This is a genomic window from Nonomuraea bangladeshensis (assembly GCF_039529455.1).
Classification (GTDB): Bacteria; Actinomycetota; Actinomycetes; order Streptosporangiales; family Streptosporangiaceae; genus Nonomuraea; species Nonomuraea bangladeshensis.
In genome coordinates, this window is the sequence record NZ_BAAAMV010000005.1 from 347666 (window position 1) to 367546 (window position 19881).

Genomic DNA, 19881 nt, shown 5'->3' on the forward strand with positions numbered 1-19881 from the left:
GTGCCCAGGAACCCACGGAACCAGATCTACCCCGGCTACGAGGACCTGCCCGCCGCCGGGCGCGCACGGGTCCTCGTCCGGCTCTGGCGGGCGCGGGCCGAGCTGCTGCTGGCGGCGGCGCTGGGATTGTTCGCGCTGCTCCTGCTGCGGGCCGCGGACGCCGGCCACCTGTTGCCGTTCGCCCTGGTGACCAGCGCGATCTCGGTGCCGGCGGCGGTGACCAGGACCGGCCGCGGCTGGATCGCGGCCCACTGCTGGTGCGTGGTCTCCCGGCACCGCCTGCAGCGGGTCTGCCTGGAGACGACCATGCACACGAGGGCCGGGCGCATCCCGCTGATCCTGTGGATCACGCCGACCGCGACCGGGGAGAAGGCGCTGGTGCTGACGAGGGCCGGCATCTGCGCCGAGGAGTTCGACGCCTACAGCGAGGAGATCGCCGCGGCCTGCTGGGCGCGCGGCGTGAACGTCTACCGGCACCGTATGCGGGCGCAGTTCGTGATCGTGGAGATCGTCCGCAGGGACGAGGCCCCGGGCACGCTGTCGCCGGGGCTCGACCGGCTGTTCGGCCGGCGCGCCTGGATCTCGCTCCGGCCCGACCTGAAGGAGCCGCCTGATCTGCGCAGCCCGATGCAGGCGGTGCGGATCGGCTAGAAGCCTGGGGATGAATGGGGCCTTTCCCCAGGGGGCAAGCCTCGGAGACCGCGGGGGCTCCGGGGCTTCCCCATGCGCGCGACTCGGGCCAAGATGAGTTCATCTGACGAACTCAGGAGTCGTGATGACGTCGACCGTCCACCGGACCTGTCCCCTGTGCGAGGCCGTCTGCGGCCTGACGCTCACCCTCGACGAGGGCGGGCACGTGACCAGCGTCCGCGGTGACAAGAACGATCCCTTCAGCAAGGGCTTCATCTGCCCGAAGGGAGCCAGCCTCGGCCGGCTCGACGAGGACCCCGACCGGCTGCGCAAGCCGCTCGTCCGCGAGGGCGAGCTGTGGCGCGAGGTCGGCTGGGAGGAGGCGTTCGCCGCCGTACGGGCGGGCCTCGACCAGGTGGGCGACCGCAGCTCGGTCGCCGTCTACCTCGGCAACCCCACCGCGCACACCATGGCGGGCGCGCTCTACGCCGGGCCGCTGATCAGGGCGCTCGGCACCCGCAACGTCTTCTCCGCCAGCACCGCCGACCAGATGCCGAAGCACGTGTCGAGCGGCCTGATGTTCGGCTCCCCGATGGCCGTCCCGGTCCCCGACCTGGACCGCACCGACCACCTGCTGATGCTCGGCGCGAACCCGCTGGAGTCCAACGGCTCGCTGTGCACCGCGCCCGACTTCCCCGGCCGGCTGAAGGCGCTGCGCGGGCGCGGCGGCCGGCTGGTGGTCGTGGACCCGCGCCGCACCCGCACCGCCGCGCTCGCCGACGAGCACGTGTTCATCCGGCCGGGCACGGACGCGTACCTGCTGTTCGGCATGGTCCACACGCTGTTCGCCGAGGACCTGGTCACGCTCGGCCGCGAGGTCAACGGCCTGGACGAGGTGCGCGAGGCGGCCAAGCACTTCCCGCCCGAGGCCGTCGCCCGGCGCACCGGCGTGCCCGCGGCGGTGATCGAGCGGCTGGCCAGGGAGCTGGCCGCGGCGCGCACGGCCGCCGTGTACGCCAGGATCGGCACCTGCACGGCCGAGTTCGGCACGCTGGCCCAGTGGCTCGTGGACGTGCTCAACGCGCTCACCGGCAACCTCGACCGGCCGGGCGGGGCGATGTTCGCCAAACCGGCCACCGAGTCCGGCGGGCGGCGGCGGCCGTACGCGACGGGCCGCTGGCGGAGCCGGGTGCGCGGCCTGCCGGAGGCCAATGGCGAGCTGCCGGTGGCCACGCTGGCCGACGAGATCGAGACGCCGGGCGAGGGCCGGATCAGGTTCCTGCTCACGGTGGCGGGCAACCCCGTGCTGTCGGCGCCCCACGGGGCCCGGCTGGACGCGGCCTTCGAGCGGCTCGACTTCATGGTGAGCGTGGACCCGTACCTCAACGAGACCACCCGGCACGCGAACGTCATCCTGCCGCCGCCGCGCGTGCTGCAGTCAGGGCACTACGACTTCGCGCTGCTCGGCTTCGCGGTACGCAACTACGCGCGTTACTCCCCTCCCCTGCTGCCGATGGACGACCGGCCGTCCGAGTCCCAGATCCTGGCCAGGCTCGCGATGATCGCCTCCGGCACGGAGGGCGGCGACCTCGACGCGTTCGTGATCGACGAGACGCTGCGCAAGGCCACGCAGACGCCCGGCTCCGGCGTCGAGGGCCGGGACGTGGCCGAGCTGCGCGCCGCGCTGGACGGCCGCGACGGCGGCGAGCGGCGGCTCGACCTCATGCTCAGGCTCGGCCCGTACGGCGAGTGGTCGGGCAAGGGCGACCTGTCGCTGCGCAAGCTCCTCGACCACCCGCACGGCCTGGACCTGGGCCCGCTGGAGCCCCGGCTGGACGAGGTGCTGCGGACCGCCTCCGGCCTGGTCGAGCTGGCGCCGCCGCAGCTCCTGGAGGACGTCGAGCGGCTGCGCGCGAAGCTGGAGGAGGAGGCGCCGGAGATGGTCCTCATCGGCCGGCGCCATCTGCGCTCCAACAACAGCTGGATGCACAACGTCGGCCCGCTGGTCGGCGGCAGCAACGCCTGCACGCTGCAGATCAACCCGGCGGACGTGGCGCGGCTCGGGCTCGCCGACGAGGCGGTGGTGCGCTCGGCCAAGGGCCGGCTCACGGTGCCGCTGGAGCCGACGGACACGATCATGCCGGGCGTGGTCAGCCTGCCGCACGGCTGGGGTCACGCGGACAGCACGCAGCGCGTGGCCTCCGCGCACGCGGGCGTGAGCGTCAACGACCTCACCGACGAGAGCGCGGTGGACGCCCCAAGTGGTAACGCAGTGTTCAACGGAGTTCCGGTCACGATTTCACCAACCGGGGTGATCACCGCACATTAGGGTGCTGCGCGTGACTATCGCGCCAGAAGAGGACCGTCGCCTGAACGCCCAGATCGCTTTCGCCGTCGAGATCGACAAGTTGAAGCGGATCATCCGCCGCAACCATCTGATCGACGGCTCCCGCCGGGAGAACACCGCCGAGCACTCCTGGTACGTGGGCACGCTGGCGATGGTCCTCGGCGAGCACGCCCCGCCGGGGACCGACCTCCAGCGGGTGGTGGCCATGCTGCTGGTGCACGACCTGGTGGAGATCGACGCCGGCGACACGTTCATCTACGACCCGGTCGAGGTGGCCGCGCAGGCGGACGTCGAGCGGGCCGCCGCCGAGCGCATCTTCGGCCTGCTGCCCGCCGAGCAGGGGGCGGAGCTGCGGGCGCTGTGGGACGAGTTCGAGGAGCGCGCGACGCCGGAGGCGCGCTTCGCCAAGGCGCTCGACCGTTTCGCCCCGATCCTGGCCAACCATCACACCGAGGGCGGCACCTGGCCGCTGTTCAAGGTCCGGGCCTCGCAGGTACGGGAGAAGGTGCGCATCATCGAGGAGGGCTCACCCACGCTCGGCCGGTACGCCCTGGAGCTGGTCGAGCTCTCCGTGGCCAGGGGACACCTCGCCGAGTGATCCCCGTATGCCTGGGGTAGGGGACTTGTCGTGAAAGAGACAGTACGCGCCAAACGTCGGCAATTGAGGGGATTCGCCGGTCCGGTCGCTCTGGCCGATCGGCTTGAGAAGTCCAAGGCCATGGACCGGCCCATCCGTGTGCTGGCGAAGGCCGTACGCACCCGCGTCAAACCGGGCTGGCTCCGCGACCTGCTGCACGGCGTGCCCATAGGCGAACCGCTGCACCCGTCGTTGGCCTCGGTCACGCTGGGCTGCTGGACGTCGGCCGCGTTGCTGGACGCGGCGGGCGGCGACCCGCGGGCGGCGCGGCTGTTGCTGGCCACCGGCGTCGCCTCCGCGCTGCCGACGGCGGCGGCCGGGCTGACCGACTGGTCCTCGCTCCACATCGAGCAGCAGCGGGTGGGCTTCGTCCACATGGTGGGGAATCTTGCCGCGCTCGGGCTGTTCTCCGCCTCGCTGATGCTGCGGCTGAGAGAGCACGAGCGGCCGGGCAAGATGTTGTCCTTCGCCGGGCTCGGCGTCGGCATGCTGAGCGCCTACCTGGGCGGTCACCTGGCCCACCGCCAGGCCGCGGGTGCCAACCACGCCCCGCAGGTGTCCCACCTTGTGCCGCTCGGGTGGCACGACCTGTGCCCGCTCAAGGACCTTCCCGACGGCCGGCCCGTCGCGCGGCGGCTCGGCTACATCCAGCTCTTCGTGCTGCGGAGGGGCGAGGCCGTCACCGTGCTCGCCGACCACTGCCCGCACCTGGCCGGGCCGCTCCACCAGGGGCGGCTGGTCATGGAGAACGGCGAGGCGTGCGTGGTGTGCCCGTGGCACGGCAGCACGTTCCGGCTCGGCGACGGCTCGGTGCGGCACGGACCGGCCACCGCGCCCGCGCCGATGTTCGAGACGCGGATCCGGCGGGACGGCACGATCCAGGTGCGGCCCATGACCTGACGCGAGGTTGACCTGAAGTTAGCTTGAGGTCCTACGGTCGTGCCATGAGCAAGATCCTGGTGACCGGCGCGACCGGAAACGTCGGCAAGCATGTGGTGTCCCAGCTCGCGGAGGCGGGGCTGGACGTGCGGGCGCTCGCCCGCGACCCCGGACGGGTCGTGCTGCCCGTTGAAACGGTACGCGGCGACCTGACCGCGCCGGAGAGCCTGGAGCCGGCGCTGCGCGACGTGGAGAGCGTGTTCCTCCTCTGGCCGAGCTTCACCGCCGACGGCGCCGACGAGACGATCACGGCGATCGCCCGGCACGCCCGCCGCGTGGTGCTCCTGTCGGCCCCCGGGGCCGACCAGCCGGGCAGCCACTACCACGAGGTGGAGCGGCTGGTCAGGCGCTCCGGGCTCGGCTGGACGTTCCTGCGGCCCAGCGGCTTCGCGGTCAACACCCTCGGCTGGGCGGAGCAGGTGCGGCAGGGTGTGGTGCGCTGGCCGTACGGGCGGGCGGCGCGCTCGCTGATCCACGAGAAGGACATCGCGGCGGTGGCGACGCACGTGCTGACCTCGGCGGGGCACAACGGGGCCGCGTACCTGCTGACCGGCCCCGAGCGGCTGACCCAGGCCGAGCAGGTCAGGATGATCGGCGAGGCGGTCGGGCGCGAGGTGCGCTGGGAGGAGCAGTCGCCCGAGCAGGCCCGCGAGCTGCTGACCGCGCTCTGGGGCGCCCCCGAGTTCGTGGAGAGCGCGCTGCGCACCTGGGAGAGCTTCGTGACCGCGCCCGAGGTGGTCACCGACACGGTGGAGCGGCTGCTCGGCCGGCCCGCGCTGACGTTCCGCCAGTGGGCCGCCGACCACGCCGCCGACTTCAGCTAGGCGTCGTCGGCCCGCTGGTCCCGCTCGTCCGCCGGGTGCTCGACCAGGGCGAGGACGCGGCTGGACATGAACCTGGCCGTGCGTACGGGGGTGCCGCCGCGGGTGACCTCGCTCACCTCGACGAGCCCCCGGCGCGTGGCGATCTCGACCCGCCGGCCGGCGCGGGTGGCGCTGATCTCGTACGTGCGGGGCGAGCCGCCCGCGTCGATGACGATCTCCACCCGGTCACCCTTCATGTCCGGGATATACCCATTTTTCGCTATCCGTACACCAGTACGATAATCGCCGTGACCCCCACGGCCACGATGACGCCGCGCAGCACCGGAGCCGGGATCCGCCGCCCCACCCGGGCCCCCACGAAGCCGCCGACGATCGCCCCCAGCGCCACCCCGAGCACCGCCTGCCAGTCCACCTTCGCGACCACCACGAACAGCACCGCCGCCACCCCGTTGACGATCAGCGCGAGCACGTTCTTGGCGGCGTTGACCCGCTGCAGGCCGTCGGCGAGGAAGCTGCCGAGCAGGCCGATGAGCAGCACGCCCTGGGCCGCGCCGAAATAGCCGCCGTAGACGCCGGCGGCCAGCACGGCCAACCAGAGCACCGGCCCGCCGTCCGGGTGCGCGTGCTCGCGCCGCTCGGCCAGCAGAGCGTTGAGCCGGGGCTGGATCACGACCAGCACGCAGGCCAGCGCGATCAGCACCACCACCACGATCTCGAACACGCCGGGATCGAGGACCAGCAGCAGGAGCCCGCCGATCAGCGCCCCCAGCGCCGAGGCGAGGCCGAGCCTGAGCAGCCGGTCGCGCTGCCCGCTCAGCTCGGCGCGGTAGCCGTAGGCGCCGGTGAACGAGCCCGGCACCAGGCCGATGGTGTTGGAGACGTTGGCCGTCACGGGGTCGACGCCCATCGCCACCAGCGTCGGGAACGTGATCAGCGAGCCGGAGCCGACCACCGCGTTGATGGCGCCCGCCACCACGCCGGCCGCGCCGACCGCGACCAGTTCCCACCCCGTCACGAGCGCTCCTTACGTGTCTGGGCTCTTGGGGGGCGTGAACAGGCCGCCAAGGCTCTCCAGGACCTTTCCCATCTCCGACGGGACGATCCAGATCTTATTTGCCTCGCCTTTGGCGATCTCCGGCAGGGTCTGGAGGTACTGGTAGGCGAGCAGGTGCTGGTCCGGCCTGCCGTCGTGGATCGCGCGGAAGACCATGCCGATCGCGTCCGCCTGGCCCTTGGCCCGCATCGCCTGCGCCTCGGCCTCGGCCTGCGCGCGCAGCACCGCCGCCTCCGCCTCGCCGCGCGCCCGCAGCACCGCCGCCTGCTTCTCGCCCTCGGCCTGGAGGATCGCCGCCTGCCGCTGGCCCTCGGCGGTCAGCACCGCAGCCCGCTTGTCGCGGTCGGCGCGCATCTGCTTCTCCATCGAGTCCTGGATGGAGGCCGGCGGGTCGATGGCCTTCAGCTCGACCCGGTTGACCCGGATGCCCCATTTGCCGGTGGCCTCGTCGAGGACGCCGCGCAGGGCCGTGTTGATGTCCTCGCGGGAGGTCAGCGTGCGTTCGAGATCCATGCCGCCGACCACGTTGCGGAGGGTGGTGACGGTCAGCTGCTCGACGCCGGTGAGGAAGTTGGCGATCTCGTACGTGGCCGCCTTCGGGTTCGTGACCTGGAAGTAGATCACGGTGTCGATGGAGACCACGAGGTTGTCGGAGGTGATGACCCGCTGCGGCGGGAACGACACCACCTGCTCGCGCAGGTCGATCAGGTCCTTGATGCGGTCGATGAACGGCACCACCAGGTTGAGCCCCGGCCGCAGCGTCCGGTGGTAGCGGCCCAGCCGCTCCACGATGGCCGCCGTGGCCTAGTACGCCCGCGCGTACCAGCGGCCCTCCGCACTCCGATCCAGCGTCAGCGGCACCCCGAACGTCTGCGACAGGTGGTCGGCCGTCATCACGTGCTCCAGCGGCCCCTGGGCCACCACCGAGCCGTGCCGCAGCAGCAGCCCGTGGGTGAACCCGATCGGCACCTCCTCCACGTGGTGCGTCACGAGGACCAGCGTCGGCGAGCGGTAGTCGCCGGCCAGCGTCGACAGCCGGCGCACCAGGTCCTCGCGCCCGCCCAGGTCGAGCCCGGCGGCCGGCTCGTCGAGCAGCAGCAGCTCCGGGTCGGGCATGAGGGCGCGGGCGATCTGCACCCGCTTGCGCTCGCCCTCCGACAGCGTGCCGAACCTGCGCCTGATCAGGTGGGCCGCCCCCATCATGTCGATCAGCTCGACGGCCCGGGTCACGTCGTCGGAGTCGTACTCCTCGGTGTAGCGGCCCATGATGCCGTACGACGCCGTCAGGACGAGGTCGATGACCTTCTCCTCCGGCGGGATCCGCTCGGCGAGCGCCGCGCTCGCCAGGCCGATGCGCGGCCGCAGGTCGAACACGTCGGTCTGCCCCAGCCGCTCGCCCAGCACCTCGATCACGCCCTCGCTCGGATAGAGCAACGTGGACGCCACCTGCAGCAACGTCGTCTTCCCCGCGCCGTTGGCACCGATGACGACCCAGCGTTCGTCCGCGTTGACCTCCCAGTCGATGCCGCGCAGCAGGGCCGCTCCGTCCCGCCTGACGGCGACGTCCTGGAGCCGCAGCACCTGACCACCCATCCCCGTTACCTCCTTCAGGAGTCACCCTCGGGACAAACCTATTGCAGGGCGAGCGCATATCGTGGATCGGTGCGCCCTGAATCACCTGTCTGTCCGTCCCTGGTCGCCTGGGGCAACGCGTGGCTCGCCGGTCACGTGGGGCTCGACGAGGCGGCCGACCACGTGGAAACCGCCGGTGGGCCCGCCGTCGCGGGCGAGGTGCCGCTGCGCGCGTACCTCGCGAACCTGCGCGCGAGCGGCCTACGGGAGCTGCGCCTCGCCCTGCCCGCGCCCGGCGACCCGCTCGGGCTGTCGGGGCCGCCGGCGTTCAACGCGGCCGCGGTCGACGCAGGCCAGGCCGCGATCGCCGTGCTCGACGACCGCAACCTCGGCCTGGTGCCCGCGCCCGACCGGCGCGGCTCGTCGTACGACGGCGTGCGGTTCGGCGTGCACGAGTCGGGCCCGGTCCGGCACGACCTGCCGTCGCTGGCGGAGGCCGAGCGGGAGCTGTCCGACGCCATGCGCGCGGCCACCGACGCGCTGTCGTCGGCGGAAGGACCCGCCCAGGGCCGGCCCGAGCTGGGCCGGCACGGCGGTGAGCTGGCCCCCGGCTACCCCGCCCGCGCCCACCGCGTCAGCACCCTCGCCACCCGGCTGGCCGCCGTGCTCCGCCTGGCCGACGAGCGCGGGCTCACCGCCGCCCAGGTCGCCCGGCGCGGGAGCGCGCTGCGCGACCTCGACCGGGCGGTGCGCCGCGCCCTGGTGGCCGCGCACCACGCCATCTTCGAGCCGCTCCGCAGCCCCTGAGCCCGGGAATCAGGCCAGGCCGTGGCGGACCGCGTACAGCGCGGCCTGGGTGCGGTCCTGGACGCCCAGCTTCATGAGCACGTTCGACACGTGCGTCTTGACCGTCTTCTCCGCCACCGTGAGCGCCTTGGCGATCTCCTTGTTCGATCGGCCGGCCGCGATGAGCCGCAGCACCTCGCGCTCGCGGTCGGTCAGCGGCACCGGCGCGTCCGGCGGCCCGGCGGGCGACGACTCCCCGGCCAGCATCGCCTCGGCGGCCTCGGGGGCGAGCAGCACCTGGCCGCCGTGGACCGTACGGACCGCCTGGACGAGGGCGTCGGGAGCGACGTCCTTGTAGAGGAAGCCGGCCGCGCCGGCCCGCATGGCCGGCCCCACGTCGCCGGGGTCGCTCACGGACGTCAGCACCACCACGCGGGTCGGCCCGCCCGTCAGCCGCTCCAGCGCGCCGAGGCCGTCCAGCACCGGCATCCTGAGATCCAGCAGCAGCACGTCGGGGGCGAGCCGCCCGACCAGCTCGACGGCCTGCTCGCCGTCGCCCGCCTCGCCGACGACCGTGATGTCGTCCTGGAGGTCCAGGAACGTCCGCAGCCCCTGCCGCACCACCGGATGATCGTCGGCGATCAGCACCCGGATCACCCGCTCACCTCCACGCGCACCGTCGTTCCCCGTCCCGGGGCCGACTCGACCGTCAGCACGCCGCCGACGGCCTCGGCCCTGTCCCTCATGGAAACCAGCCCGAGTCCGCGTGATTCCCCGGGCTCGAAACCGGCGCCGTCGTCGCGTACGGTCAGCGCCGGCGTGCCGCCCTCGTACGTCAGGCGGACGGCGACCTCGCCGGCTCCCGAGTGCCGCAGCGCGTTGTGCAGCGCCTCCTGGGCCACCCGCAACAGCGCCACCTCGACCTCCGGCCGCAGCGGCGGCAGCTCGGCGCAGGCGAACGTCACGACCGGCGGGTGCAGCCGGTCCAGCAGGCGTACGTGCTTGCGCAGCGTCTCGGCCAGCCCGTGCCGGTCGAGCTCGGCCGGGCGCAGCTCCACGATGACCGCGCGCAGCTCGGCGAGGGCCTCGCCGGCCAGGCGCTGGACGTTCGCGAGCTCCGCCGCCGCCCGGTCGGGGGCCTTCTCCAGCATCGTGCCGGCCGCCTGGGCGCTCAGCCGCAGCGAGAACAGCTTCTGCGTGACCGCGTCGTGCAGCTCCCTCGCCATGCGGTTGCGCTCCTCCAGCATGGCGAGCTCGCGGCCGCTCTCGTAGAGGCGGGCGTTGGCCAGCGCGATCGCCGCGTGCGCGGCGAACAGCGTCAGCAGCTCCTGGTCGGCCTGCGTGAACTCCGCGCCCGGCGTGCGCTTGTTGGCGAGGAAGATGATGCCGAGCACCTCGTCGCCGTCGCGGATGGGGACGCCGAGGAAGTCCTTCATGACCGGGTGCGCCTTCGGCCACCACTCGAACCTCGGGTCCTCGCGCAGGTCGGGCAGCCGTACGGGGGCGCCTTCGCGCAGCATCGCGCCCAGCATGCCGTGCTGGCGCGGCAGCGGCCCGATCGCGTCCCACTGCTTGTCGGTCAGGCCCTCGGCGACGAACTCGGCGAACGAGCCGTCGTCGTCGGGCACGCCGAGCGCGGCGTAACGGGCGTCGAGCAGGCGCTGCGCCGAGCGCACGATCACCTGCAGCACCTCGCGCACGGACAGGTGCCGGGTGACCGCGAGCACGGCGGAGCTCACCGCATGCAGGATCTCGTCTCGTTCGGACGTCACGGCCCCCACTCTAGGGACCGGCGCGCCGGACGGTCCCGGGCGGTGCGGCAGTGACCCGCCGTCGACAGGGGCCCTGGGCGCCTCAGCGGCCGGTGTCGGAGACGTCGGCGCCGGCGTCCTTCTGGTGGCCGCGGCGGGCGTCGCGGTCGAAGATGCCCAGGATCTCGCACGGTCTGCCCTCGGCGCCGATGGCGTGCGGCATCATCGTGGGGAACTCCGCGGCCTGGTTGGTCTCGATGCGAAAGCGCCGGTGGCCGAGCATGAGGACGGCGGTGCCGGACAGCACCACCAGCCATTCGCGGCCGGGATGGGCACGCATGCGGGCCGGGTTGTCGGGCGGCGGGTCGGTCATCCGCTGACGCATCACGCTCATGCCGGGGTCGCTCTTCACGGGCCAGCGCATCAGGCCGTGCGCGCCGTCGATCATCGGGCTGATGACGACGTCGTCGGCGGCGTTCTCCACGAGCTGGTCCAAGGTGGTGTCCAGCGCGCGGGCGAGAGTGACCAGCTGGTCGAGGGCGAGGCGGCGCCGGCCGTTCTCGATGCGGCTCAGTGACGACTGGCTGAGGTTGGCCCGCGTGGCCAGCTCCTCCAGCGACCAGCCCTGAGCGACGCGCAGTGCGCGGATGCGTTTGCGTACGAGGCTTTCCAGCTGCCCATCTTCTTGCGTCATAGGCAACATCCTATGCCCAAGATGCAAGAGGGGCTTAACGTCGCATACCGAGAGCGAACACGCCCGTGCAAGAGAGGAAACCCATGAGTGTCGACCAGCCTCCCCAGGTGGTGACCGCGCCGGACGCGCGTCAGCTGCGCGCGATCCTGATCGCCGTCTCGATCGCGTTGATGGCCGTCATCGCCTCGGTGTCCGGGCTGAACGTCGCCCAGACTCACCTGGCCGTCGAGTTCGGCGCCTCACAGACCACCGTGCTGTGGATCATCAACGTCTACACCCTCACCCTGGCCGCACTGCTGCTGCCACTCGGCGCGATCGGTGACCGGCTCGGCCGCAAGCCCATGCTGGTCACCGGACTGATCGTCTTCGGCGCCGCCAGCGCCGTCGCGGGGCTCGCCCCGTCGGCCGCGGTGATGATCGGCGCCCGCGTGGCCGCCGGCGTCAGCGCCGCGATGATCATGCCGATCACCCTGGCCGTGATCACCTCCACCTTCCCCGAGGAGGAACGGGGCAAGGCCATCGGCGTGTGGACCGGTGTCGCCGGAGGCGGCGGCATCCTGGGCATGTTCCTGTCCGCCGTGCTGGTCGACGTCGCCGACTGGCGCCTGCTGTTCGTCCTGCCCGTGGTCCTGGTCGTCGTCGCGCTGGCGATGACGCTGCGATCGGTGCCCGACTCCCGCGAACGCTCCGCCCACCCCTTCGACACCGTCGGCGCGCTGGTCTCCGCCGTCGCCGTGATCGGCCTGATCTTCGTCCTCCAGGACGGCCCCGAGCACGGCTGGACCGCCCCCACCACGCTGATCGGCCTGGCCGTCGGCGTCATCGCCGCGATCACCTTCGTGGCCTGGGAGCTGCACCGCCGCGACGCGTCTCTCCTGGACGTACGCCTCTTCCGTGAGCGGGGCCTGGCCTCCGGCTCGATCACCCTGCTGGTCGTCTTCGGCGTCCAGGCCGGGATCGCCGTCGTCCTCTTCCCGTTCTTCCAGGCCGTGCTCGGCTGGTCCGGGCTGCTGTCCACGGTGGCGATGATGCCGATGGCCGTCATGATGATGATGACCTCGGGCCTGGCCCCGAAGCTGGCCTCCAGGATCGGCGCCCGCTCCACCATGGCCGTCGGCGTCGCCCTGTCCGCCCTCGGCCTGGTCCTGATGGCCCTGTTCGTGTCCGTCGACGGCGGCTACCTGTCCATCTTGGCCGGCATGCTCGCCATGGGGATCGGCATGGGCCTGTCGATGACGCCCTCCACCGAGGCCATCACCGGCTCACTGCCCCGCGCCAAGCAGGGCGTCGCCTCCGCGCTCAACGATGTCACCCGCGAGTTCGGCGCCGCTCTCGGCGTCGCCATGCTCGGCGCGCTCCTGGCCAACGGCTACCGCAGCGCCATGGACGGCAGGCTCGACGGCGTCCCCGCGGGCGTCGCGGAGACCGCCCGCGAAGGCATCGCCAACGCCGTCGCGGCCGCACCCCGGACCGGCGGCCAGGCCCAGGACCTGATCCACGCGGCACAGCAGTCCTTCGTCGACGGCTGGCAGCAGGCCATGTGGGTCGGCGCGGCCGTCATGGCCGCCCTGCTCCTCCACGTCGCCCTGCGCGGCCCGAAGAACACCGCGCCGCTCCGGCCCGAGGTCGAAGAGAGCGTCGCCGCCCGCTGACCGGTTTGGGCTCATGGTCACGGGTAGGTCGGTTCCGACCCCAAACGGATCTTCGTCTGCGGCTGTTCCGCGGACACGATCACGAAGAGAAAGGTCATGCACGATGTCCGCAGTTCTTGGTGGTAAGCCGCTGGCTGACCGGGTGGCCGTGGTCACCGGCGCGTCGAGCGGCATTGGACAGGCCACGGCCGAGCGCCTGGCGGCGCTGGGCGCCGATGTCGCGCTGCTGGCCCGGCGCGCGGACCGGCTGGAGGCCACCGCCGAGCGCATCACCCAGCGCGGAGGAAAGGCGCTGGCGATGCCCACCGACGTGACCGACCGCGACGCGCTCGCCCGGGCCGCCGCCGCCGTGCACGAGCGGTTCGGGAAGGTGGACTTGGTGTTCGCGAACGCCGGTGTCCAGCTCATCTCCCCCATCGGGGATCTGGCGGTCGACGATTGGGACAGACAGATCGACCTGAACGTCAAGGGCGTCATGTACACCATCGAGGCGTTCGTACGTGATCTGGAGTCCGTGGCCGCCGAAGGAAAACCCGCCGATCTGATCATCACGTCGTCGATCGCGGCCACCCGCGTCCTGGAGAAGTTCCAGGTCTACTCCGGTACGAAGGCCTACCTCAGCCAGCTGACCCGGCTGCTGCGCACCGAGCTCGGCCGCAAGAAGGTGCGGGTCTCGGCGGTGGAGCCCGGCATGGTCGACACGGAACTGCCCGACCACGTCACCGACGCCGACGCGAGCCGGTTGATGGCCGACCTGATCAAGGAGATCGACGTGCTGCAGTCGGACGACATCGCCGAGACGGTGGCGTTCATCGCGGCGGTGCCCAAGCACGTCAACCTCACCGAGATCACCATTCTGCCCACCGAACAGATCATCTGAGCGCGGTACCGCGCCGCGTCGGGTTCAGTCTCCGAAAGCGGCCTGATGGGCGGCGGCGCAGGCGGCCGGGAGGTCCATCGGCACCACGACGCTGCCGGTGATCGTGGTCCGCGGCGCGAACGGGATCGCCCGCACCCGGGTGGAGCGGATCTCCGCCACCTGGTCGCCCGGCAGCACGGTCCAGCTCCGCGGATTGAGACCGACTTCGACGATCGTGTCCTGGACCGTCCCGGCGAGCCGCCCGACCCGGGTGTCGATCCCGGCCTTCCGCATCGCGGCCGTCAAAGCCCCCGGCAGGAGCAGGCCGTGGTCCCGCGACGGGATCCGCAGTCCGCCGACGTCGAGATCGGTCACGTCGACTGCCGGGCGACCGGCGGCGAGGTGCCGCACGGACACGATCGCGAACAGCTGCTCCGTCCACGCCGGCAGCACCCTCAGCCCGGGCGCCGAACGCACCCCCCGAGCCAGTGCCAGATCGATCTCCCCCCGTCGCACGCCGTCCAGCCGGGCCGTCAGCGGGAGGTCGACCAGCTCGACGTCGACGCCGAGCGCCGAGGGGTGCTCGCGCAGCGCGTCGACCCCTCGCTCCAGGCGGGCGCCGAACCCGGCGGCCGTGCCGATGCGCATGGTGCCCGCCGGCGCACCGGCGGCGGCCTGGACCCGGTCCACGGCCGCGAGCGCCTCCCGCGCCGCGGCGAGCACCCGGTGCCCCGCGGCGGTGAGCCGGACCCGGCGCGGTGAACGGTCCAGCAGCCGGACTCCCAGCTCCCGTTCCAGCTGGGCGATCCGCCTGCTGACCGCGGGCTGGGCGATGTGCAGCCGCTCGGCGGCCCGCCCGAAGTGCAGTTCGTCGGCCACCGCGACGAAGTAGCGCAGTGCGCGCAGTTCCACCGAGCCGCCCCCTGTCCTGCGACGATGCCTCCAGGTTATCGAGCGCGTCGGAACTGGTCCTGGTTCCCGGTGGTGGCGTGATGCTGGGATCGGATCATGGATATCGACCTGGGTCTGCTCGGCGCCCATCTGCGCGAGCACGAGGTGAGCCCGGAGAGCGCGGTGGAGGTGGAGCGGGCCGGATACGGAACGCTCTGGCTGGACGCGTCGCCACCGGCCGACCTCGCCTTCGCGGAGAAGCTTCTCGACGCGACCACCCGGCTGGTGGTGGGCACGAGCGTGATCAACGTGTGGACCGCCGACGCCGGGATCGTCGCCGCCTCCTATCACCGCATCGCCGCCAGGCACCCCGGCCGGTTCATCCTCGGCGTCGGGGTCGGGCACCGCGAGGTCCACGCCGAGTGGGCCTCGCCGTACGACACGCTGGCGTCCTACCTGGGGCAGCTGGCGCTGGCCGGCGTCCCGTCCGAGCGGGTGGTGCTGGCCGCCCTCGGTCCGAGAATGACGCGGCTGGCCCGCGACCGCACCGCGGGCGTCATCCCCTGCATGGTCACGCCCGAGCACACCCGGCGGGCCAGGGAGATCCTGGGCGCCGGCAAGCTGCTCCTTCCCGGCCACTTCGCGCTCGCGGAGCCCGACGCCGAGCGGGCCCGCGCCGTCGCCAGGGCCGCACCGCCCGGGAAGGCGCTGCAGGTCACCAACTACGCGAGCAACCTCCGGCGGCTGGGCTTCACCGACGAGGACCTCTCCGGCGCCGGCAGCGACCGCGTCATCGACGCGCTGCTCGCCTACGGCGATCCGGCCGGCCTCGCGCGCGGCCTGACCGCGCACCTCGATGCCGGCGCGGACCAGGTCGGCGTCTACCCGCTCGGCGACGACCCCATCGCCACCCTCCGGGCGGTCGCCGACGCCGTGCTGGCGCGCCTGTGACCTGACCGGGTCTTCACGACTACGAGCAGGCCCTAGGACGAAGTACCCAGGCCGGACCAGACCTCGGCCCGATGCCCGCGCCGCCCGGCGTTTCTAGCGTCGAAGGCATGACGGACACCACATCCACCCGGAACCGCACCGCTCTCGTCACGGGGGCCTCGCGCGGGCTCGGTCTCGCCCTCGCGCGCGTCCTGGCCGGCGCGGGCTGGCACCTCGTGCTCACCGCCCGCGGCGCGGCCGACCTGGAACGGGCCGCCGCCGAGCTGGGGGCCACCGCGATCCCCGGCGACGTGGCCGACCCCGCGCACGTACGCCGGCTGGCCGACGCGGCCCCCACGCTGGACCTGCTGGTCAACAACGCCAGCGACCTCGGGCCGACGCCGCTGCCCCGGCTCGCGGACTATCCGCTGGAGGCGTTCGGCGCGCTGCTGGCCACGAACGTGACCGCGCCGCTCGCCCTCGTCCAGGCCACGCTGCCGGCGCTGCGGGCGGCGGGCGGCGCGATCGTGAACGTGACCTCCGACGCCGCCACCGGCGCCTACGAGGGCTGGGGCGGCTACGGGGCGAGCAAGGCCGCGCTGGAGCAGCTGTCCAACGTGCTGGCCGCCGAGGAGCCGGACGTACGGGTCTGGTGGGTCGATCCGGGCGAGATGAACACCCGCATGCTGGCCGACGCCGTCGGCGCCGAGGAGGCGGCGGGGGCCACGGACCCGGCCAAGGTCGCCGCCGCGCTGTACGACCTCGTCTCGGCCCGCCCGGCCGGCGGCAGGGTGAGCCTGCAATGACCGCCCAGGCCCTCGACTTCGAGCTGCCGCCCGGACTGTCGGCGCAGGAGCCGCCCGAGGTGCGCGGCCGGTCCCGTGACGACGTGCGCCTGCTGGTCTCGCGCGGCGAGCGGGCCCCCGAGCACCGCCGCTTCCGCGACCTGCCCGACCTGCTCGGGCCCGGCGACCTCATCGTGGTCAACAACTCCGCGACCCTGCCCGCGGCCGTCCGGCTGGACCGGCTGGCGGTGCACTTCTCCACCGCCTGCGAGGACGGGACGTGGCTGGTCGAGCTGCGGCGGCGGACCGGCCGGGCGAGCGAGCCCTACGCGGGGGGTGAGCCCGGCGAGTGGCTGCCGCTGCCCGGCCGGGCCACGCTGCGGCTGATCGGGCGGGAGACGCCCCGGCTGTGGCGGGCCGAGCTGGACCGGGACGTGGAGGCGTACCTGCGGGCGTACGGGGTGCCGATCCGCTACTCGTACGTGGTGGGCGAGTGGCCGATCGAGACGTACCAGACCGTGTTCGCGACCGTGCCGGGCAGCGCGGAGATGCCGAGCGCGGCGCGGCCGTTCACCGAGGCCCTGGTGACGGCACTGGTGGCGCGCGGGGTCGGGATCGCGCCGATCACCCTGCACACCGGCGTGGCCTCGCCGGAGAAGGACGAGCCGCCCTACGCGGAGCGGTACGAGGTGCCGGCCGCGACCGCGCGCCTGGTCGAGCTGACCCGCGAGAGCGGCGGCCAGGTGGTCGCGGCGGGGACGACCGTCGTACGGGCCCTGGAGAGCGCCGTGGGCGCCGACGGCCGGGTGCGCGCGGCCTCGGGCTGGACCCGGCACCTGGTGACCCCCGAGCGGGGCGTACGGGCGGTGACCGGGCTGCTCACGGGGCTGCACGAGCCCCGCTCCAGCCACCTGCTCATGCTGACGGCCGTCGCCGGCGAGAAGGCGCTGGCCCGGGCGTACGAGGAGGCGTTGCGCGAGGGGTATCTGTGGCACGAGTTCGGCGACACGCACCTGATACTGAAGTAACCGGCTTTACATAAATTTTAATAACTGATATACACAGCGGGCATTTACGGGGGGCTTGTTGTATTACACGGCCCCGAGTCCAATTCCCTTACCCGGAGAGGTAATGCACAAGTCCCTTACCAAGGGCATGCTGGCCACGCTCGCGGCCGGTGCTCTGCTCGTTCCCGCCGTTCCCGCTTCCGCGGCCGTTCCCACGACCGCTTCCACCGCCACGACCAGCGCGGTGACCACGAAGGCGGCCAAGCCCTACTCCTCCTTCGCCGTGAAGGTGACGGCGACCAAGAAGGCCAAGGCCGGCAGCTACATCAAGTACAAGATCTCCGCGGTCAACGTGGGCCCGCACTTCGCCTCCGCCGAGGCCTGGTACGTCGGCGGCGCGTTCCCCAAGGGCATCGACCCGAGGAACATCCGCTACTCCACCAGCGGCAAGAAGATGGAGTGCATCCTGCTGACCGCTCGCGGCTTCTTCTGCTTTGCGAATAAGGACATCGCGGTCGGAAGTTCCTTCTCCGTTACTTTCTACGCAAAGACCAAGAAGAGCACTCGCGGTACGCAGAAGGCGACGCTCGGCGTCATCTCCTACAACCTCGACCAGGGCATGGAGGACATGGACCTGCGCGAGCTCGACCGGCTCGGGGTGCCCGGTTACCTGTTCGCCAAGTCCGTGAAGACCACGGTCGTGCGTTAACGACGAAAGACGAACCACGACATGCGCCCGTGTCCGAATGGCGAGCCTGCTGCGCGAGCATCGGACCGGGCGCAGTACCGTGGCTGGATGTGGACCAGCGCACCCTCCTGATCACCCTGACCGGCCCCGACCGGCCCGGCGTCACCTCGCGCCTCTTCTCCGTCCTGTCCGGCTTCCCGGTGACCGTCGCCGACATCGAGCAGGTCGTCATCCGCGGCCGGCTGACGCTCGGCGTGCTCGTCGCCTACGCGGGCGGACCGTCCACCGGCACCGGCACGACGCTCGGCGCCCTGTGGACCGCCGTCGAGCGGGTGGCCGAGGACCTCGGCATGGAGGTCGAGCTCTCCACCGGCTCCCAGACCAAGGAGCAGCGCCGCCGCGGCCGGCTCTCCGTCAGCGTGCTCGGCGAGACGCTGCAGCCCGCCGCGATCGCCGGCATCGCCGGCCGCATCGCCGCCGCGGGCGCCAACATCGACCGCATCGAGCGCCTCGCCCAGTGGCCCGTCACCTGCATCGAGCTGTCCGTCTCCGGCGCCAACCCCGCCGCGCTCCGCGTCGAGCTGGCCGCCGAGGCCGCCGCCCAGGAGGTGGACGTGGCCGTGCAGCGCACGGGCCTGTCCCGCCGGGCCAAGCGGCTCATCGTCATGGACGTCGACTCCACCCTCATCCAGGGCGAGGTCATCGAGCTGCTCGCGGCCCACGCCGGCTGCCTCGACGAGGTCGCCAGGGTCACCGAGCAGGCCATGCGCGGCGAGCTGGACTTCGCCGAGTCCCTGCGCAAGCGGGTGGCGCTGCTGGAGGGCCTGCCCGAGGAGGTGTTCGCCGAGGTGCGCAAGGAGGTCGTGCTGACGCCGGGCGCCCGCACCCTCGTCCGCACGCTCAAGCGGCTCGACTACCGCTTCGCCATCGTCAGCGGCGGCTTCACCCAGATCACCGACGCGCTGGTCGAGGAGCTGGGCATCGACTACTCCGCGGCGAACGTCCTCGAAGTCGCGGACGGGCGGCTGACCGGCCGCGTCGTCGGCGACATCGTCGACCGGCCCGGCAAGGCGCGGGCGCTCGAACGCTTCGCGGCCGCCGCCGGCCTGCCCATCTCCCAGACCGTGGCCATCGGCGACGGCGCCAACGACCTCGACATGATCGCGGCGGCCGGGCTCGGCATCGCGTTCAACGCCAAGCCCGTCGTGCGCCAGGCCGCCGACACCGCGGTCAACACGCCCTACCTCGACTCGATCCTCTACCTGCTCGGCATCTCGCGCGACGAGGTGGAGGCCGCCGACGCCGAGGACGGCGTCCTCACGCCCCGCTAGGGTTCCCCGCTGGGGTCCCAGCGGGCGACCAGGCGGCCCTCCCCCATGTGGAGGTCCGCCCACGGCGCGCCGATCTCGATCACCGCGAACGCTCCCGGGCGGAAGCCGTAGTCGCCGCCCGCCAGCCCCAGCGCCAGCTCGTGCACGCCAGGATTGTGGCCGCACAGCACCACCGTGCCGAGCTCGGGGTCGGCGCGGCGCAGCACGTCCAGCAGCTCCTCGGGGTGCGCCTCGTAGATCTCGCGCTCGTAGCTGATCTCCAGCTCGGGGAAGGCCAGCTCGGCGGTGCGCCTGGTCCGGACCGCCGGGGAGCAGAACACCGCCTCCGGCCTCAGCCCGGCCCCCCTGATCTCGTCGCCCGCCCGCGCGGCGTCCCGCTCCCCGCGGCCGGTCAGCGGCCGCTCCCGGTCCGCCAGGCCCGCCACGTGGGCGGCCTTGGCGTGCCTCAACACGATTAACGTCCGCACCGGATCACCCTGTCCTCGAGGCCCAGACGGACAGCCC

The 19881-nt window shown here is 72.6% G+C and carries 22 protein-coding genes; 13 read left to right on the forward strand and 9 right to left on the reverse strand.

Translation table 11 applies throughout. The features are described from left to right. The 5 genes from ABD292_RS17530 (at window position 1) to ABD292_RS17550 (ending at window position 5377) form a co-directional block, all read left to right on the forward strand. Window positions 1-651, forward strand: a complete 651-nt coding sequence (locus ABD292_RS17530) for a hypothetical protein (RefSeq protein ID WP_344208341.1) — start codon at window positions 1-3, stop codon at window positions 649-651. A gap of 124 nt (window positions 652-775) precedes the next feature. Continuing rightward, window positions 776-2959 (forward strand): molybdopterin-dependent oxidoreductase, encoded by a 2184-nt coding sequence (locus ABD292_RS17535; protein ID WP_344208344.1) that lies wholly within the window; start codon window positions 776-778, stop codon window positions 2957-2959. Between the two features lies 1 nt (window position 2960). Then, on the forward strand, window positions 2961-3575 hold the full coding sequence (locus ABD292_RS17540; protein ID WP_344208346.1) for an HD domain-containing protein: 615 nt from the start codon (window positions 2961-2963) through the stop codon (window positions 3573-3575). Window positions 3576-3695: 120 nt separating this feature from the next. After that, complete coding sequence (locus ABD292_RS17545; RefSeq protein ID WP_344208348.1) at window positions 3696-4514, forward strand: Rieske 2Fe-2S domain-containing protein; 819 nt, start codon at window positions 3696-3698, stop codon at window positions 4512-4514. Between the two features lie 44 nt (window positions 4515-4558). Then, complete coding sequence (locus ABD292_RS17550; RefSeq protein ID WP_344208350.1) at window positions 4559-5377, forward strand: NAD(P)H-binding protein; 819 nt, start codon at window positions 4559-4561, stop codon at window positions 5375-5377. Here the strand turns inward: ABD292_RS17550 and ABD292_RS17555 are convergent. The 4 genes from ABD292_RS17555 to ABD292_RS17570 are packed head-to-tail and all read right to left on the reverse strand — an operon-like array spanning window position 5374 to window position 8024. Beyond that, window positions 5374-5613: a hypothetical protein gene (locus ABD292_RS17555; RefSeq protein ID WP_344208352.1), complete on the reverse strand. Its 240-nt coding sequence runs from the start codon at window positions 5611-5613 to the stop codon at window positions 5374-5376. The genes ABD292_RS17550 and ABD292_RS17555 overlap by 4 nt on opposite strands. Before the next feature lie 23 nt (window positions 5614-5636). After that, window positions 5637-6392: a sulfite exporter TauE/SafE family protein gene (locus ABD292_RS17560; protein ID WP_344208354.1), complete on the reverse strand. Its 756-nt coding sequence runs from the start codon at window positions 6390-6392 to the stop codon at window positions 5637-5639. 9 nt (window positions 6393-6401) lie between these two features. Further along, window positions 6402-7220, reverse strand: a complete 819-nt coding sequence (locus ABD292_RS17565; protein ID WP_425565114.1) for an SPFH domain-containing protein — start codon at window positions 7218-7220, stop codon at window positions 6402-6404. Between the two features lie 15 nt (window positions 7221-7235). Beyond that, a complete protein-coding gene (locus ABD292_RS17570; protein ID WP_344208356.1) occupies window positions 7236-8024 on the reverse strand; it encodes an ABC transporter ATP-binding protein in 789 nt (262 codons plus the stop codon). A 69-nt stretch (window positions 8025-8093) separates the two neighbouring features. On the opposite strand from ABD292_RS17570, the gene ABD292_RS17575 reads away from it, so the two are divergent. After that, window positions 8094-8810: a hypothetical protein gene (locus tag ABD292_RS17575; protein ID WP_344208358.1), complete on the forward strand. Its 717-nt coding sequence runs from the start codon at window positions 8094-8096 to the stop codon at window positions 8808-8810. Window positions 8811-8819: 9 nt separating this feature from the next. Here ABD292_RS17575 and ABD292_RS17580 read toward each other — a convergent pair whose 3' ends face one another. From ABD292_RS17580 to ABD292_RS17590, 3 genes are all read right to left on the reverse strand, one after another. Continuing rightward, window positions 8820-9446, reverse strand: coding sequence for a response regulator (locus ABD292_RS17580; RefSeq protein WP_344208360.1), 627 nt, complete (start codon window positions 9444-9446; stop codon window positions 8820-8822). Continuing rightward, window positions 9443-10561, reverse strand: a complete 1119-nt coding sequence (locus ABD292_RS17585; RefSeq protein WP_344208361.1) for a GAF domain-containing sensor histidine kinase — start codon at window positions 10559-10561, stop codon at window positions 9443-9445. Before ABD292_RS17585 ends, ABD292_RS17580 begins: the two co-directional genes overlap by 4 nt. Before the next feature lie 82 nt (window positions 10562-10643). After that, window positions 10644-11234, reverse strand: a complete 591-nt coding sequence (locus ABD292_RS17590; protein WP_344208363.1) for a helix-turn-helix domain-containing protein — start codon at window positions 11232-11234, stop codon at window positions 10644-10646. Window positions 11235-11317: 83 nt separating this feature from the next. Here ABD292_RS17590 and ABD292_RS17595 point away from each other — a divergent pair, with 83 nt between their 5' ends. Together ABD292_RS17595 and ABD292_RS17600 are read left to right on the forward strand one after the other, a co-directional pair. Continuing rightward, complete coding sequence (locus tag ABD292_RS17595) at window positions 11318-12886, forward strand: MFS transporter (RefSeq protein ID WP_344208365.1); 1569 nt, start codon at window positions 11318-11320, stop codon at window positions 12884-12886. 103 nt (window positions 12887-12989) lie between these two features. Then, on the forward strand, window positions 12990-13766 hold the full coding sequence (locus tag ABD292_RS17600; protein WP_344208367.1) for an SDR family oxidoreductase: 777 nt from the start codon (window positions 12990-12992) through the stop codon (window positions 13764-13766). 24 nt (window positions 13767-13790) lie between these two features. Here the strand turns inward: ABD292_RS17600 and ABD292_RS17605 are convergent, their stop codons facing one another. After that, window positions 13791-14657, reverse strand: a complete 867-nt coding sequence (locus tag ABD292_RS17605; protein ID WP_344208369.1) for a LysR family transcriptional regulator — start codon at window positions 14655-14657, stop codon at window positions 13791-13793. A gap of 96 nt (window positions 14658-14753) precedes the next feature. Between ABD292_RS17605 and ABD292_RS17610 the strand changes: the two genes are divergently transcribed. The 5 genes from ABD292_RS17610 (at window position 14754) to serB (ending at window position 19377) form a co-directional block, all read left to right on the forward strand. Next, complete coding sequence (locus tag ABD292_RS17610; RefSeq protein WP_344208371.1) at window positions 14754-15587, forward strand: TIGR03620 family F420-dependent LLM class oxidoreductase; 834 nt, start codon at window positions 14754-14756, stop codon at window positions 15585-15587. Window positions 15588-15694: 107 nt separating this feature from the next. Next, on the forward strand, window positions 15695-16372 hold the full coding sequence (locus tag ABD292_RS17615) for an SDR family NAD(P)-dependent oxidoreductase (RefSeq protein ID WP_344208373.1): 678 nt from the start codon (window positions 15695-15697) through the stop codon (window positions 16370-16372). Next, the gene (locus tag ABD292_RS17620; protein ID WP_344208375.1) at window positions 16369-17379 is read left to right on the forward strand and encodes an S-adenosylmethionine:tRNA ribosyltransferase-isomerase; all 1011 of its coding nucleotides are present in this window, start codon (window positions 16369-16371) and stop codon (window positions 17377-17379) included. The genes ABD292_RS17615 and ABD292_RS17620 overlap by 4 nt, the downstream gene beginning before the upstream one ends. Window positions 17380-17482: 103 nt before the next feature. Then, window positions 17483-18067 (forward strand): hypothetical protein, encoded by a 585-nt coding sequence (locus ABD292_RS17625; protein ID WP_344208377.1) that lies wholly within the window; start codon window positions 17483-17485, stop codon window positions 18065-18067. 89 nt (window positions 18068-18156) lie between these two features. Then, on the forward strand, window positions 18157-19377 hold the full coding sequence (gene serB, locus ABD292_RS17630; protein WP_344208379.1) for a phosphoserine phosphatase SerB: 1221 nt from the start codon (window positions 18157-18159) through the stop codon (window positions 19375-19377). Here serB and ABD292_RS17635 read toward each other — a convergent pair. Then, window positions 19374-19844, reverse strand: a complete 471-nt coding sequence (locus tag ABD292_RS17635) for a SixA phosphatase family protein (RefSeq protein ID WP_344208381.1) — start codon at window positions 19842-19844, stop codon at window positions 19374-19376. The genes serB and ABD292_RS17635 overlap by 4 nt on opposite strands. Window positions 19845-19881 lie beyond the last annotated feature (37 nt).

Excerpts from the sequence above, each read along its gene's own strand:
- ABD292_RS17610 (WP_344208371.1), top strand. The coding sequence starts at position 14,754 with ATGGATATCGACCTGGGTCTGCTCGGCGCCCATCTGCGCGAGCACGAG.
- ABD292_RS17535 (WP_344208344.1), top strand. The coding sequence starts at position 776 with ATGACGTCGACCGTCCACCGGACCTGTCCCCTGTGCGAGGCCGTCTGC.
- ABD292_RS17620 (WP_344208375.1), top strand. The coding sequence starts at position 16,369 with ATGACCGCCCAGGCCCTCGACTTCGAGCTGCCGCCCGGACTGTCGGCG.
- ABD292_RS17590 (WP_344208363.1), bottom strand. The coding sequence starts at position 11,234 with ATGACGCAAGAAGATGGGCAGCTGGAAAGCCTCGTACGCAAACGCATC.
- ABD292_RS17545 (WP_344208348.1), top strand. The coding sequence starts at position 3,696 with ATGGACCGGCCCATCCGTGTGCTGGCGAAGGCCGTACGCACCCGCGTC.
- ABD292_RS17550 (WP_344208350.1), top strand. The coding sequence starts at position 4,559 with ATGAGCAAGATCCTGGTGACCGGCGCGACCGGAAACGTCGGCAAGCAT.
- ABD292_RS17570 (WP_344208356.1), bottom strand. The coding sequence starts at position 8,024 with ATGGGTGGTCAGGTGCTGCGGCTCCAGGACGTCGCCGTCAGGCGGGAC.
- ABD292_RS17625 (WP_344208377.1), top strand. The coding sequence starts at position 17,483 with ATGCACAAGTCCCTTACCAAGGGCATGCTGGCCACGCTCGCGGCCGGT.
- ABD292_RS17555 (WP_344208352.1), bottom strand. The coding sequence starts at position 5,613 with ATGAAGGGTGACCGGGTGGAGATCGTCATCGACGCGGGCGGCTCGCCC.
- ABD292_RS17595 (WP_344208365.1), top strand. The coding sequence starts at position 11,318 with ATGAGTGTCGACCAGCCTCCCCAGGTGGTGACCGCGCCGGACGCGCGT.
- ABD292_RS17615 (WP_344208373.1), top strand. The coding sequence starts at position 15,695 with ATGACGGACACCACATCCACCCGGAACCGCACCGCTCTCGTCACGGGG.
- ABD292_RS17600 (WP_344208367.1), top strand. The coding sequence starts at position 12,990 with ATGTCCGCAGTTCTTGGTGGTAAGCCGCTGGCTGACCGGGTGGCCGTG.